General features: G+C 63.8%; 11 protein-coding genes. 7 read left to right on the top strand and 4 right to left on the bottom strand.

The window, feature by feature from the left end:
- Position 1: 1 nt before the first annotated feature.
- Complete coding sequence (locus ACVJNE_RS10105) at positions 2-1,435, bottom strand: helix-turn-helix domain-containing protein (protein WP_499565222.1); 1,434 nt, start codon at positions 1,433-1,435, stop codon at positions 2-4.
- Between the two features lie 226 nt (positions 1,436-1,661).
- Here ACVJNE_RS10105 and aceA point away from each other — a divergent pair, with 226 nt between their 5' ends.
- The 4 genes from aceA (at position 1,662) to ACVJNE_RS10085 (ending at position 6,106) form a co-directional block, all read left to right on the top strand.
- Complete coding sequence (gene aceA, locus ACVJNE_RS10100; protein WP_173186947.1) at positions 1,662-2,951, top strand: isocitrate lyase; 1,290 nt, start codon at positions 1,662-1,664, stop codon at positions 2,949-2,951.
- A gap of 40 nt (positions 2,952-2,991) precedes the next feature.
- Positions 2,992-3,237 carry an SMc00767 family acetate metabolism repressor gene (locus ACVJNE_RS10095; RefSeq protein WP_173186949.1) on the top strand — a complete coding sequence of 82 codons (246 nt, stop codon included), beginning with the start codon at positions 2,992-2,994 and terminating at the stop codon, positions 3,235-3,237.
- A gap of 148 nt (positions 3,238-3,385) precedes the next feature.
- The gene (locus tag ACVJNE_RS10090) at positions 3,386-4,819 is read left to right on the top strand and encodes a glutamine synthetase family protein (protein WP_444727158.1); all 1,434 of its coding nucleotides are present in this window, start codon (positions 3,386-3,388) and stop codon (positions 4,817-4,819) included.
- Positions 4,820-6,106: an NAD(P)/FAD-dependent oxidoreductase gene (locus ACVJNE_RS10085; protein WP_499565219.1), complete on the top strand. Its 1,287-nt coding sequence runs from the start codon at positions 4,820-4,822 to the stop codon at positions 6,104-6,106.
- Here the strand turns inward: ACVJNE_RS10085 and ACVJNE_RS10080 are convergent.
- From ACVJNE_RS10080 to ACVJNE_RS10070, 3 genes are all read right to left on the bottom strand, one after another.
- Positions 6,103-7,875: an SLC13 family permease gene (locus ACVJNE_RS10080; RefSeq protein WP_499565217.1), complete on the bottom strand. Its 1,773-nt coding sequence runs from the start codon at positions 7,873-7,875 to the stop codon at positions 6,103-6,105. The two genes, ACVJNE_RS10085 and ACVJNE_RS10080, sit on opposite strands and share 4 nt — an antisense overlap.
- 43 nt (positions 7,876-7,918) lie before the next feature.
- A complete protein-coding gene (locus ACVJNE_RS10075; protein ID WP_499565215.1) occupies positions 7,919-8,668 on the bottom strand; it encodes an SDR family oxidoreductase in 750 nt (249 codons plus the stop codon).
- 89 nt (positions 8,669-8,757) lie between these two features.
- On the bottom strand, positions 8,758-10,233 hold the full coding sequence (locus ACVJNE_RS10070; protein ID WP_499565213.1) for an aldehyde dehydrogenase family protein: 1,476 nt from the start codon (positions 10,231-10,233) through the stop codon (positions 8,758-8,760).
- Between the two features lie 204 nt (positions 10,234-10,437).
- Here ACVJNE_RS10070 and zwf point away from each other — a divergent pair, with 204 nt between their 5' ends.
- Genes zwf through edd form a run of 3 tightly spaced genes read left to right on the top strand, consistent with a single transcriptional unit; the run spans position 10,438 to position 14,446 of the window.
- Entirely contained in the window at positions 10,438-11,907 is a 1,470-nt protein-coding gene (gene zwf, locus ACVJNE_RS10065; RefSeq protein ID WP_499565211.1) for a glucose-6-phosphate dehydrogenase, read from the top strand.
- 8 nt (positions 11,908-11,915) lie between these two features.
- A complete protein-coding gene (gene pgl / locus ACVJNE_RS10060; RefSeq protein ID WP_499565209.1) occupies positions 11,916-12,614 on the top strand; it encodes a 6-phosphogluconolactonase in 699 nt (232 codons plus the stop codon).
- 14 nt (positions 12,615-12,628) lie between these two features.
- A complete protein-coding gene (gene edd, locus ACVJNE_RS10055) occupies positions 12,629-14,446 on the top strand; it encodes a phosphogluconate dehydratase (RefSeq protein ID WP_499565207.1) in 1,818 nt (605 codons plus the stop codon).
- The last annotated feature ends 27 nt before the right edge of the window (positions 14,447-14,473 follow it).

Here is a 14,473-nt window from a genome sequence, read left to right as displayed (position 1 = left end):
GCTACTGGAAATCGAACGCGCTGAGGCCTGTTGACATCTCGTCGAGGCCGAGCGGTCGCGTTACCGGCGGTTCGGCGCGCGCGAGACAACCGACCCGCTCGCACAGCCGGCAGGCAGCCCCGACCGGCGTGGACGGCACAGGCCCCTTGCCGGACGCAGCCGGGAGAGCCGCGCCGTAGACGACCTCATCCCGGAAAGCGATATCGCAACCGATCAGGATCGCGGTGCGCCGAGGGCGCTCGTTGAAGCCGCCCTGCGGCCCTTCCAGCGTACGCGCGATCGTCAGGAACTCGGCGCCGTCCGGCATCTCGACCGCCTCAACCAGCACCTGCCCCGGCTGGGCGAAAGCCGCGTGAACCGCGAGCTTGGGGCATCCCCCGCCGAAACGCGCCTGCGGAAAGCCCTGCGCGCCAGCGCGACGGAAGCGGTTGCCGGCATTATCCACCTCAATCATGAAGAAGGGCACGCCCGCTGCGCCCTGCCTTTGCAGCATGGCAAGCCGGTTCGCAGCCTGCTCGAAGGACACACCGAAACGCGAGCGCAAGACGTCGATGTCGTAGCGGGCGCGCTGCGCCGCAGCCAGAAACGCCGCATACGGCATCATCAGCGCATGGGCCGCGTAGCGCCCGAGCTCGAAGCGGGCAAGCCGGCGCGCCTCGTCGCTGCCGAGCTTCAGCGCCCTCAGCTCGGCGGCCACCGCCACCTGCATGCGGATGAGGCAGGCCTCCATCGCCACCTCGCGCAACTGGTCGAAGGGCGACAGCCGCTCCGAGATGAACAGGCGCTGCGAATGGCGGTCGTAGCGCCGCCGCCAGTTCGGCATGGTGGCAGCCGGCAGCACCTTGACGACGATGCCGTAATCGCGGCGCAACCATTCCTTCAGCGCGGCATAGAGATCGTCTCCGGGCTGCAGCAACTGGGTGAAGGCTTCGGCCTCCTCCTCCAGTGTCGGAAAGTGGTTCGGGCGGCGCTCGAACGTCTCGCGCACCTCGTCGATCGGAAGCCGGGTCGATGACAGAGTGGTCGCGCGTCCCTCCCGCGCGAGCAGTTCCGAAAGATCGGACAGCCGCTCCGCCTGCTCCTTGTAGGCGCGGAACAGCTTGACGACCGCGGCCGACGCATTGGGCGCGGCTTCGGCCACCTCGAGCAGTTCCTGGTCGCTCGGCAGTTCGCCCGCAAGCAACGGATCCGCGAACACCTCGCGCAGCGCGGCGACGGAACCGCCAGCCTCGCCTTGCAGGGCTTCCGGCTCGACATCGTAGACAGAGGCTAGCTTGAGGATGAGCTGGACCGTGAGCGGCCGCTGGTTGCGCTCGATCAGGTTGAGATAGGAGGGTGAGATACCGAGCCCCTCCGCCATCGCGGTCTGGGTCAGGCCTATCGCGTTGCGGATCCTGCGAATGCGCGGCCCGGCGAATATTTTCTGCTCAGCCATCTCGCTGCCTTTGACCGGATTTTACAATCTTGCCCATCTGGCAGTATTTACATTATTTACAAATTTACAGACCGTCGATGTCAAACGCAATACAGCTTCACCCGAATTTTTGCCGCCTTTTCCTGATTTTCCTCGTTGTCTTCGGCAGCGCAATGTAAATCTCGTCACATACGGGGTCGACGAAATTGGCTCCTGACGAATAGCAAAGATTGCCACGGAGTTTGCAATGACCGATTTTTACAACCTCGTCCCTTCCGCTCCCGAGGGTCGCTATGACGGCATCGAGCGCCCTTACTCCGCTGCGGACGTGAAGCGACTGCGGGGCTCCGTCCAAATCCGGCATACGCTGGCCGAGAACGGCGCCAACCGGCTGTGGCAGCTCATCCACGAAGAGGATTTCGTCAACGCGCTGGGCGCGCTTTCCGGCAATCAGGCGATGCAGATGGTTCGCGCCGGCCTCAAGGCGATCTACCTTTCGGGCTGGCAGGTTGCCGCCGACGCAAACACGGCGTCCGCGATGTATCCGGATCAGTCGCTGTATCCGGCCAATGCAGCCCCCGAGCTTGCCAAGCGCATCAACCGCACGCTGCAGCGTGCCGACCAGATCGAGACCTCCGAAGGCAAGGGCCTGTCGGTCGATACCTGGTTCGCGCCGATCGTCGCCGACGCCGAAGCTGGTTTTGGCGGCCCGCTCAATGCCTTCGAGATCATGAAGGCCTTCATTGAAGCCGGCGCTGCGGGCGTGCACTACGAGGACCAGCTCGCATCCGAAAAGAAGTGCGGCCACCTCGGTGGCAAGGTGCTGATCCCGACTGCCGCCCACATCCGCAACCTCAACGCCGCGCGACTCGCCGCCGACGTCATGGGCACGCCGACGCTGGTGATCGCTCGCACCGACGCGGAAGCCGCCAAGCTGCTGACGTCCGATATTGACGACCGAGACAAGCCGTTCGTCGACTACGACGCCGGCCGCACGGTGGAAGGCTTCTACAACGTCAAGAACGGCATCGAGCCCTGCATCGCCCGCGCGGTGGCCTATGCGCCGCATTGCGACCTGATCTGGTGCGAGACCTCGAAGCCCGATCTCGAGCAGGCGCGCAAGTTCGCCGAAGGCGTGCACAAGGCGCATCCGGGCAAGCTGCTGGCCTATAACTGCTCGCCGTCTTTCAACTGGAAGAAGAACCTCGACGACGCGACGATCGCCAAGTTCCAGCGCGAGCTGGGTGCGATGGGCTACAAGTTCCAGTTCATCACGCTGGCCGGCTTCCACCAGCTCAACTTCGGCATGTTCGAGCTGGCGCGCGGCTACAAGGACCGGCAGATGGCCGCCTATTCGGAACTTCAGGAAGCAGAGTTCGCGGCCGAGGCAAACGGCTACACCGCGACGAAGCATCAGCGCGAGGTCGGCACCGGCTATTTCGACGCCGTCTCCATGGCGATCACCGGCGGGCAGTCTTCGACCACCGCCATGAAGGAATCGACTGAACACGACCAGTTCCGCCCAGCGGCGGAATAACCGGATCAACCGCCCAAGGGCATACCGAAGGAGAAGACCAATGGCGCCCAGAACCCGTGTCAAGGAAAGGGCCGAGGAGCAGTCCTCGAGCATGAACATCGACCAGCAGGCCGTCATCCGCATGGTGGCGAACGACCTGCACCGGCTCAACCAGTCCGTCATGAAGGCGGTGGAGGCGGGCGTGTCGGTCGAGCTCGTTCGCTCGGCGCGCCACCATGGCGGCGACGGAAACTGGGGCGACCTGCTGGTGCCGGTGATCGTGACCCAGGCGCGAAACGCCGCCTGACCCGACCGACATTACGAAACCGATGAAGGGCGGCGTGTCGACACGCCGCCCTTCGCATTGATCGACCGCGTCGGCGCCTGAGCCCCCCTTTCCTTCGCTCACCGGGCCCGGCTATACTGGCATATCTCAAACGACCAACCGGTGATTGATGCCCGTCCAGAAGAAGGAAGCCCGGCCTGCCAGCCGCAATGGCAGGACACGCATACCTGCATTCGTGCAAAGCCAAAGGGGCGTGAAGAACTGGAAGGAAGCGTCCGGCTGGCTGGACTGGCGCGGCATCGAGGACATCGAGTGCATCACGCCCGATCAGGCAGGCGTGGCGCGCGGCAAGATGATGCCGTCGAAGAAGTTCACCTCGAACACATCGCTCGCTCTGCCCTCGGCCGTCTTCATGACGACGATCTCGGGCGATTATCCGGAAGACGGCAACGGTTTTACCTACCCGGAAGATGACGGCGACCTGAAGCTGCTGCCTGACCTGTCGACACTGTCCGTGGTGCCCTGGGAAAGCGATCCGACGGCACAGGTCATCTGCGATCTCGTGCACCAGGACGGACGCTCAGTCGAGTTCACTCCCCGCAATGTGCTCAAGCGTGTGGTCGCTGCGTACGCCGATCGCGGCCTCCGCCCGGTGGTTGCCCCGGAGATCGAGTTCTACCTCGTACGCAAGAATCCCGATCCCGATTACCCGCTCGAACCGCCGGTCGGCCGATCCGGTCGCGCCATCGGCGGCGGACAGGGCTATTCCATCGCCGGCGTCAACGAATTCGACGAGCTGATCGACGATATCTACCACTTCTCCGAAGGCCAGGGTCTGGAGATCGACACGCTCATCCACGAGGAAGGCGCAGGGCAGCTCGAGATCAACCTGCGCCACGGCGATCCGGTGGAACTCGCCGATCAGGTGTTCATGTTCAAGCGCACAATCCGCGAGGCCGCGCTGAAGCACGAGACCTACGCTACCTTCATGGCAAAGCCGATCCAGCGACAGCCCGGCTCGGCCATGCACATTCACCAGTCGATCGTCGACAGGAAGACGGGAAAGAGCGTCTTTGCCGCGGAAGACGGCAGCGAAACCGAAGCCTTCGGGCATTTCATCGGCGGTATGCAGCGCCACATTCCCAACGCGCTGGTGATGCTGGCGCCTTACGTGAATTCGTATCGCCGGCTCACTCAGGCAGCCTCCGCGCCGGTCAACACGAAGTGGGGTTATGACAACCGCACCACGGCCTTTCGCGTGCCGCGCTCGGATCCCCAGGCGCGCCGCGTGGAAAACCGGATTCCATCTTCAGACGCCAACCCCTACCTCGCACTCGCTGCCTCGCTGGCCTGCGGGCTTATCGGCATGATCAACAAGGTGCCGTGCGATGCGCCCGTGGGGACGTCGGTGAACGAGGACGAGATCGAGCTGCCGCGCGGTCTTCTGGAAGCGGTTGACCTTTTCGAGAGCGACGACGCGTTGCGCGACATGCTGGGCGAACCCTTCGTTTCAACCTACGCTGCGATCAAGAAGGCCGAGTTCGAGACCTTCATGGAAGTTATAAGCCCTTGGGAACGCGAATATCTGCTGTTGAACGTCTGAATGCCTTACCAATCCCCCATCTCTCCCGGCTTCTCATGGTATGAAGATACCGCTGGCGAGCGACCTGAATATGGGGCGCTCGACGGCGACGTTTCGGCCGACGTCGTCATCATCGGCGGCGGCTTCACCGGCCTGTCAGCAGCAGCGCATCTGGCCAAGGCAGGTACGAATGTCGTGCTGATCGAAGCGCACCGCTTCGGCGACGGCGCTTCCGGTCGCAACGGCGGCCAGTTGGGAACAGGCCAGCGCGCCTGGGGGGAAGAGCTCGAAGCGGAGCTGGGCTTGACGCGTGCGCGTGCCCTCTTCGAGCTGGCAGAAGAGGCCAAGGCACATCTGCTGGGTTTCGCCGAGGCGAACGGCATCGAGATCGACTACGCGCCGGGCCAGATGTCGGTCGTGCACAAGAAGCGCTATCTGGCCGATTACCGGGCCCATCCGGACATTATGGCCAAGCGTTTCGGCTATCCGCACCTGAACTTCATGGACGCCGCAGAGACGGCCGAACGGCTCGGCTCCAACCGTTACTTCGGTGGCGTCCGCGATACCGGCACGGGCCATATCCACCCGCTGAAGCTGGTCATCGGCACAGCGCGTGTGGCCGCGGATGCTGGTGCGCAACTCCACGAGAAGACCAGGGCCACAGGCATCACCAATCACGGCGGTAAAGTGCGCGTCACGACGCCTTCGGGAACGATTACCGCCGACAAGGCGCTTATCGCCGTCAACGCCTATGGCGAGAACCTCCAGCCCGAGAGCGCGTCGCACGTGATGCCGATCGGCTCATTCATCGGCGCCACAGTGCCGCTGGGCAGCGACAGTCCGGTCATTCCCGGCGGCGAGGCGGTGGACGATTCACGCTTCGTGGTGCGTTACTTCCGCAAGTCCAAGGATGGGCGGCTGCTCTTCGGTGGGCGCGAGATCTATGCGCCGGGCAATCCGCAGGACATCGCCGTGCACACCCGCCGGCAGATCGCAGAAATCTACCCCGCGTTGAAGGACGTGGAGATCACCCATTCGTGGGGCGGCTATGTGGGCATCACCATGCCGCGCAAGCCATTTGTGCGCGAGGTGATGCCGAACGTCATTTCCGCCGGCGGCTATTCCGGCCACGGTGTCATGCTGTCCAACTTCGTGGGCAAGCTCTACGCCGAGACGGTAGCGGGAAACCGAGACAGGCTGAAGCTGTTCGAAGACCTAAAGATACCGCCCTTTCCAGGTGGGCGACGCCTGCGCGCGCCGCTGCTCTTCCTCGCCCTTAACTGGTATGCGCTGCGCGACAGGATCTAGAGCGGCCAGAAAAAGAGCAGTGCCGGCACCGAGACCGCCACTATGATGATTTCCAGAGGCAGGCCCATCCGCCAATAATCGCCGAAACGGTAGCCGCCCGGTCCCATGATGATCGTGTTGTTCTTGTGCCCGATCGGCGTCAGGAAGGCACAGGACGCGGCAACCGCGACTGCCATCAGAAACGGGTCAGGCGACACATCCAGCCCCTGGGCGATCGACAAACCGACCGGCGCAGCGATCAGCGCGGTCGCAACGTTGTTGAGAAAATCAGACAGGGTCATGGTTACGATCATGAGAATCGTGAGGATCGCCCAGGCCGGCAGGGCACCTGTCAGCGACAGGATCGAATCCGCGATCAGCTTGGTTCCTCCCGACGTCTCAAGCGCCAGGCCGAGCGGAATGAGCGAAGCCAGCAGCACGATCACGGGCCATTCGACCGATTCATAGACTTCGCGCGCCGCGACGACGTTGAATAGGCAGTATATCGCCACCGCCGCTGCCAGCGCGACGACAAGCGGCACGAAGCCCATAACCGACGACGCGACAGCAGCCGCAAAGACCGCCACGGCAAAAAACGCCTTGCCGCGCTGAATGACCGTGTGGCGCTTATCAGCCAGAGGCAATACGCCAAGCCAGTCCGTCGCGTCCATCACCCGGCTTTCCGGGCCAAGCAGCAACACGACGTCGCCGGGCTTGATCGTCAGCTTGCGGACGCGCTCGCGAAACCGCTTGCCCTGTCGGGAAACGCCAAGCAGCGTAACGCCGCGCCGATACAGAAGCCTCAAATCGAGTGCAGTGCGTCCCACCATGCGTGCATTGTCCGGCACGATCGCCTCGACCAGAACAAGCGACTGACCGCGAATTCCGCCGTGCTTTTCCGACGCCGACGTATCGAGTTCGGCAGCGCCGATGAAGGCCTCGATCGCCTTCGGCTCGCCTTCCAGAACGAGATGGTCACTCTTGCGGATTTCCTCGCTCGCGGCAAAGCCAGGCAGGCGCTTGCCACGCCGCACCAGCCCGAGAATGGCAACGTCGTGCTCTTCGGCCAGGGGGTAAAGTTCGTCGACTGGCTTGCCTATCGCCTTGGAATTTTCCTTCACCCCCGCCTCTGCCACGAACAGGCCCGGCTCATCGGCTCCACCCGCGGCGGCGGCCTGTCCCGTTGTCGGTATCAGGCGCCAGCCGACCAGCGTCACGAAGGCAATGCCAACGATCGAGCAGATGAGACCAACGGGAGAAAAATCGAACATCGAAAAGGGTTCGCCAAGGGCGCGCCCGCGAAACTCGGCCACGACGATGTTTGGGGGCGTTCCGATCAGGGTGATCATGCCGCCGAGGATGGTCGCGAACGACAACGGCATGAGCGATTGGGAAACAGGTCGCTTGGCCTTTTCGGCAGCCTCGATGTCGAGCGTCATCAACATGACCAGCGCGGCCACATTGTTGATAACGGCCGAAAGGCCTGCACCGATGACCGACATGAAGCCGATATGAGACGAAAGCGAGCGTCCCGAGGACAGCACGACCCGCGCGATCAACTCGACGGCCCCGGCATTCATCATCGCGCGCGACACGATCAGCACCAGCGCGATGATGACGACCGCTTCATGCCCGAAGCCGACAAAGGCGTCGTGCGGTTCGACGACGCCGCCAACCACGGCAACGATAAGTGCTGCAAAGGCGACGAGGTCATAGCGAATGCGACCCCACACCAGAAAGCCAAACACCACCCCCAGCAGGCAGAAGAGGAAAATCTGCTCGTAAGTCATGCGGTGCCTCGGCGTCTATCGGGAGCGGGGTCGAGAGAGTTGCTCAGATGCAGCGGCCGCCATCGACCTCGAGCGCGACGCCGGTGATGAATGCCGCTTCGTCGGAGGCGAGCCACAGCGCGGCATTGGCAATGTCGAGCGGCGTCGAAAGCCGGCCGAGCGGGATCGAGGCGCGGAACTGCGCCCGCTTCTCGGGCGTATCCTCGCCCATGAACTGCGCCAGCATGCCGGTCTCGCCGGCCACCGGGCACAGGCAGTTGACGCGGATGTTCTTCGGTGCGAGCTCGACTGCCATCGACTTGGTGGCGGTGATCGCCCAACCCTTGGAGGCGTTGTACCAGGTCAAGCCTGGGCGCGGCCGCAGGCCCGCCGTGGAAGCGGTGGTTATGATCGATCCCCCGCCCTGCTTTTCCATGACCGGTGCAACGGCCAGGGTGGAATAGTAGATCGCCTTCATGTTTACGGCGGCGATCAGGTCGAAGGTTTCTTCTTCGATCGAGAGCATGTCGCCATTGCGGTGCGTATAGCCCGCATTGTTGACCATGATGTCGACGCGGCCGAAGCCATCCATGGCGGCGGCGACCATCTCATCGATCTCGGACCTCAACGATACGTCGGTCTGCACATGCACGGCCGCCTCGCCGATCTCCCTGGCAACCCGCTCGGCGCCCTTCACGTTGAGGTCGGCAACAACAACCTTCGCACCTTCTTCGGCAAAGCGCTTTGCCATGCCCTCGCCGAAACCCGACGCGGCGCCGGTGATGATCGCGACCTTGTCCTGCAGACGTGCCATATGCGTTGCTTTCCTTCTTGCTTGTTGCCCGCCTCTCGCTTCAGCGGCGGGCACAGTCACACAATACAAACCGACGGATTTCGATCCGCTCAGCCGTGATTAAAGACGACCGTCTTGGTCGCCGACATGTCGTAAAGCGCCTCGAACCCCTTTTCGCGGCCATGGCCGGACTTCTTGAAGCCGCCGAATGGCAGCTCGATGCCGCCGCCCGCGCCATAGCCGTTGACGAACACCTGGCCGGCACGCACGCGCTTGGCGATGCGGTGCTGGCGCGCGCCATCCTTCGTCCATATGCCGGCGACAAGACCGAACTCGGTGCCGTTGGCCAGACGTATCGCCTCTTCCTCGCCCTCGAACGGGAAGAGTGTCAGCACCGGGCCGAAGACCTCTTCCTGCGCGACCGCAGCGCGCGGATCGACGGCGCCGAACAGCACAGGCGCCTGATAGTAGCCGCCTGCCGGTGCATCAGCATGAATAGAACCCTCGGCAAGCACCGATACGCCCGCTTCCCTGGCCGCGGCGATCATCGCCGCGACACGGGTCTGCTGCGACTTGTTGATGAGTGGCCCGAGGTCGAGGTCGGCGTCATGCGGACCGGCGACAAGTGCGAAGAACCGCTCTGCGAGAGCCGAGGCTATCTGCTCATAAAGCGGCTTCTCGATCAGCACGCGGCTGCCCGCAGAACAGGTCTGGCCGCCATTCTGGATGATCGCGTTGACCAGCACCGGCAGTGCTGCCTCGACATCGGCGTCGGCGAACACGATCTGCGGCGACTTGCCGCCAAGTTCCATGGTCACGCCGCGATTGTTGACGGCAGCGGCCTGCTGGATCGCAGTACCGGTCATCGGCGAACCGGTGAAAGTGACGTAGTCGACCAGCGGGTGGGAGGAGAGTGCGGCGCCTGCGTCGCGGCCATAGCCGGTGATGACATTGAAGACACCTTCGGGCACGCCGGCCTCCAGCGCGAGCTGGGCGATGCGGATCGTGGTGAGCGATGCGTCTTCCGCCGGCTTGACCACCAGCGTGTTGCCCATGGCAAGAGCGGCGCCGGCCACACGAGCGAGAATTTGCATCGGATAGTTCCAGGGAATGATGCCGGCAACGACGCCGTGCGGCTCGCGCAGCGTCAGCGCGGTATATCCGTCCAGAAACGGAATCGTGTCGCCGTGGATCTTGTCGCCCGCGCCGCCATAGAACTCATAGTAGCGCATGGTGGCGGTCACATCGGCCCTGCCCTGCCGCACCGGCTTGCCGGTGTCACGCGATTCGAGCGCGGCCAGTTCGTCGCCATTCTTCTCGACGAGCTGGAACAGGCGGGTGAGGCAGCGCCCGCGTTCCACCGCCGGCATGCGGCTCCACGGCCCTTCATGAAAAGCCTCGTGAGCCGATCTGACCGCGCGGTCGACGTCGGCTGCATTGGATGCGGGAATGGATGAGAACACCTTCCCATCGGACGGCGACGTGACGTCGATACGCATCCCGGAAAGCGAATCGGACGGCTTGCCGTCGATGAGGTTCATGAAGGCTGCGCCTTCGGCGACGGTGCGGGAAAAGGGGGTGCCCATGGTCGACAGTCTCCAGCGTTCGCGATCGTGCCGGTCCTATCGGCTTGAAAGCGCGGGCGCGATGGACCAGTCTTGCCGCGTGACAAACCCAGCGCGGCAAAAGGTGTCAAGGGCTACACAGCCGAATATCGGCACTGGCCATTTTAAATCGATTAGATTATACGCCTTTTTGCAGATGCGAAGTGCAGGATTCCCGCGACCGACATGACCAGCCAGATCATCCCCGTCGACCCGTTCGACTTCATCATCTTCGGCGGCACCGGCGATCTCGCCGAACGCAAGCTGCTGCCGGCGCTCTATCAGCGTCAGATGGCCGGCCAGTTTTCGGAGCCGACCCGCATCATCGGCGCGTCGCGCTCTTCGCTGTCCGATGACGAGTACCGGGAATTCGCCCGCAAGGCGATCACCGAACATGTGAAGCCCGATGAAATCGTCAATGGCGAGCTCGACAGCTTCCTGGCGCGGCTTTCCTACGTGCCGGTGGATGCGAAATCAGGCGAAGGTTTCGATCGGCTGAAGGAGGCCATCGGCGACAGCGCAGCCGTGCGCGCCTTCTACCTCGCCGTGGCCCCGGGCCTTTTCGGCGACATTGCCGGGCATCTCGCCAAACACGGCCTCAATGAAGGCGATCCGCGCATCGTCGTGGAAAAGCCGATCGGCCGCGACCTTGCCTCGGCGCGGGCACTGAACGACGCCATCGGCTGCGTGTTCAACGAACAGCAGATTTTCCGCATCGATCACTATCTCGGTAAAGAGACAGTGCAGAACCTGATGGCGCTGCGCTTCGCCAACACGCTCTACGAACCGCTGTGGAACTCGGCGCATATCGACCATGTGCAGATCACCGTCGCGGAAACGGTGGGGCTGGAAGACCGCGTCAGCTATTACGACAAGGCCGGCGCGCTGCGCGACATGGTGCAGAACCACATGCTGCAGCTTCTGTGCCTGATGGCGATGGAACCGCCTTCCTCCATGGATGCCGACGCGGTGCGCGACGAGAAGCTGAAGATCCTGCGCTCGCTGAAGCGGATCAACGGCAACGAGGCCCCGAAGCTGACGGTGCGCGGCCAGTACAAGGCGGGTGCATCGGCGGGCGGTGCGGTAAAGGGATACGCCGAGGAACTCGGCAACGACAGCGACACGGAAACCTTTGTCGCCATCAAGGCAGAGATTGCCAACTGGCGCTGGGCCGGCGTGCCCTTCTACCTGCGCACGGGCAAGCGCCTCGCCGAACGCGTCTCGGAAATCTGCATCCAGTTCAAGCCGGTGCCGCACTCGATCTTCGACGACAGCGCCGGCGTCGTCACCGCCAACCAGCTCGTCATCCGGCTTCAGCCAGACGAAGGCGTCAAGCAGTGGATCATGATCAAGGACCCGGGTCCCGGCGGCATGCGGTTGCGCCACGTGCCGCTCGACATGAGCTTCGCGGACGCCTTCGAGGTGCGCAACCCGGATGCCTACGAGCGCCTCATCATGGATGTGGTGCGCGGCAACCAGACGCTGTTCATGCGCCGCGACGAGGTCGAGGCGGCATGGCAGTGGATCGATCCGATCCAGGCCTCGTGGGAAGAAAACCGCCACACTGTGCAAGGTTACACGGCCGGCACATGGGGCCCATCTGCGTCCATCGCGCTGATCGAGCGCGACGGGCGGACCTGGCACGAGAGCATGTGAGTCTGGAGATGGCTGCATCTCCAGACTGGCGGATCTATTCCTCGTCGCAACAGCTCGCGACCGCGCTGGCGACAGAGGTAGCGCGTGTTCTTTCGGCCGCCATCAAGGATCGCGGGACGGCACTGCTGGCAGTATCGGGCGGCACGACCCCCGGGCTCTTCTTCGACGCGCTCTCGCAAGAGCCGCTGGACTGGAAACGCGTAATCGTCACGCTCGTGGACGAACGGCTGGTTCCGGAAAGCTCGCCGCGCTCCAACGCAGCGCTGGTGCGGAGCAGGCTTCTGCGAGGCAAGGCAAATGCCGCCCGGCTCGTTGGTCTCTACCATAAGGATGCAAACGCCGAAGAAGCCGCGACTGCGGCTTCTGCAGAACTGCGCGATCTCCCGATGCCCCTCGATGCCGCCATTCTGGGAATGGGAACGGACGGCCACACCGCATCGTTTTTCCCCGACGCCGGAAATCTCGACGCATTGTTGGATCCGGACAACGAGGCTCTCGTATTGCCGGTTCACGCTCACAGCGCCGGAGAGCCGCGGCTGACCCTCTCGCTGGGGCGTCTTCTGGAAGCGCGCTTCCTCGCGCTGCATATAGAAGGGGCGGAGAAACGCGCGGTGCTGGAAAACGCACTTGCCCCAGGCGGCGACCTGCCGGTCAGCGCGGTTTTTGCCCATGCGGAAAGGCCGGTCCCCGTCTATTGGGCCGGCTGAAAGGACGGACAGCGATGACAGCCAGACCTGAGATCGAAGCCATCACAGCACGTATCCGGGAGCGGTCGAAGCCGACACGGGAGGCCTATCTCGCGCGTGTCGACGCCGCCATCTCCAGCGGCCCACACCGTAGTGTGCTGTCGTGCGGCAACCTCGCTCATGGCTTCGCGGCCTGCGGCCCCATCGACAAGGCAGCACTTGCCGGAGACCGTGTCGCCAATCTCGGCATCGTGACATCGTACAACGACATGCTTTCGGCGCATCAGCCCTTCGAAACCTTCCCGCAGCTCATCAAGCAGGCGGCGGCTGACGCGGGCGGCGTGGCGCAGGTGGCCGGCGGAGTTCCGGCCATGTGCGACGGCGTCACCCAGGGCCAGCCGGGCATGGAGCTCTCGCTCTTCTCGCGCGACGTCATCGCGATGTCGGCGGCGATAGGCCTGTCGCACAACATGTTCGATGCCGCCGTCTATCTGGGGGTCTGCGACAAGATCGTCCCCGGCCTGCTGATCGCCGCGCTGACCTTCGGCCATCTGCCGGCGGTGTTCATCCCGGCCGGGCCGATGACGTCTGGCCTGCCCAATGATGAGAAGGCTCGCGTCCGCCAGCTCTATGCCGAAGGCAAGGTGGGTCGCGCCGAATTGCTGGAGGCAGAGTCCAAGTCCTATCACGGGCCGGGCACCTGCACCTTCTATGGCACGGCCAATTCCAACCAGATGCTGATGGAGATCATGGGCCTGCACACGCCGGGCGCATCCTTCATCAATCCCAACACGCCGCTGCGCGACGCGCTGACCCGGGAAGCCGCCAAGCGCGCGCTGGCTATCACCGCGCTCGGCAACGAGTTCACGCCGGTGGGGCGGATGATCGACGAGCGTTCCATCGTCAACGGCGTGGTCGGCCTCAACGCCACCGGCGGGTCGACCAACCACACAATCCACCTGATCGCGATGGCGGCAGCCGCCGGCATCAGGCTCACGTGGCAGGACATATCCGACCTCTCGGACGCAACGCCGCTGCTGGCGCGGGTCTATCCCAACGGGCTTGCCGACGTGAACCATTTCCATGCCGCAGGCGGTATGGGCTTCCTCATCCGCGAACTGCTGGATGACGGGTTGCTGCACGAGGACGTGCGCACCGTCTGGGGCGAAGGGCTGCGTAACTACGCCATCGAGCCGCATCTGGCTGACGACGGCTCCGTCTCGCGCGCACCGGCCCCCGAGAAAAGCGGCGACGACAAGGTGCTGACGACGGCGGGCAAGCCGTTCCAGCCGAGCGGCGGCCTGAAGGTGCTGAAAGGCAATCTAGGGGCGGCAATCATCAAGGTTTCGGCCGTAAAGCCGGAGAACCGTGTCATCGAGGCTCCCGCGCTGGTGTTTCACAGCCAGGAGGCGCTGAACGAGGCGTTCAAGGCAGGACAACTCGACCGCGACTTCGTCGCCGTCATCCGCTTTCAGGGACCGAAGGCCAATGGAATGCCAGAACTGCACCGGCTGACGACTGTCCTCGGCATCCTGCAGGATCGCGGGCGCAAGGTCGCGCTGGTGACGGACGGACGCATGTCAGGCGCATCCGGCAAGGTGCCGGCGGCAATCCACGTGACCCCGGAAGCGCTCGACGGCGGCATGATCGGCCGGATCGAGAATGGCGACGTGATCCGCCTCGATGCGGAGGCCGGTACGCTAGGAGTGAAGGTGGGGGACGGCGTTCTAGCGAGCCGCGCGCCCGCCGCACCGGATCTTTCGGACAACGGGTTCGGCATGGGCCGCGAACTTTTCGCCGGCATGCGCGCCCTGGCACTACGCGCCGATGCGGGTGCAGGTGCCTTCGGTTAGATTTTCAGACCGGTAGGCTAGTTGCCT

The organism is Mesorhizobium sp. DxT, from assembly GCF_058448885.1.
Note: the sequence above shows the minus strand (reverse complement) of the source record. Positions and strands in the feature narration are given on the sequence as shown.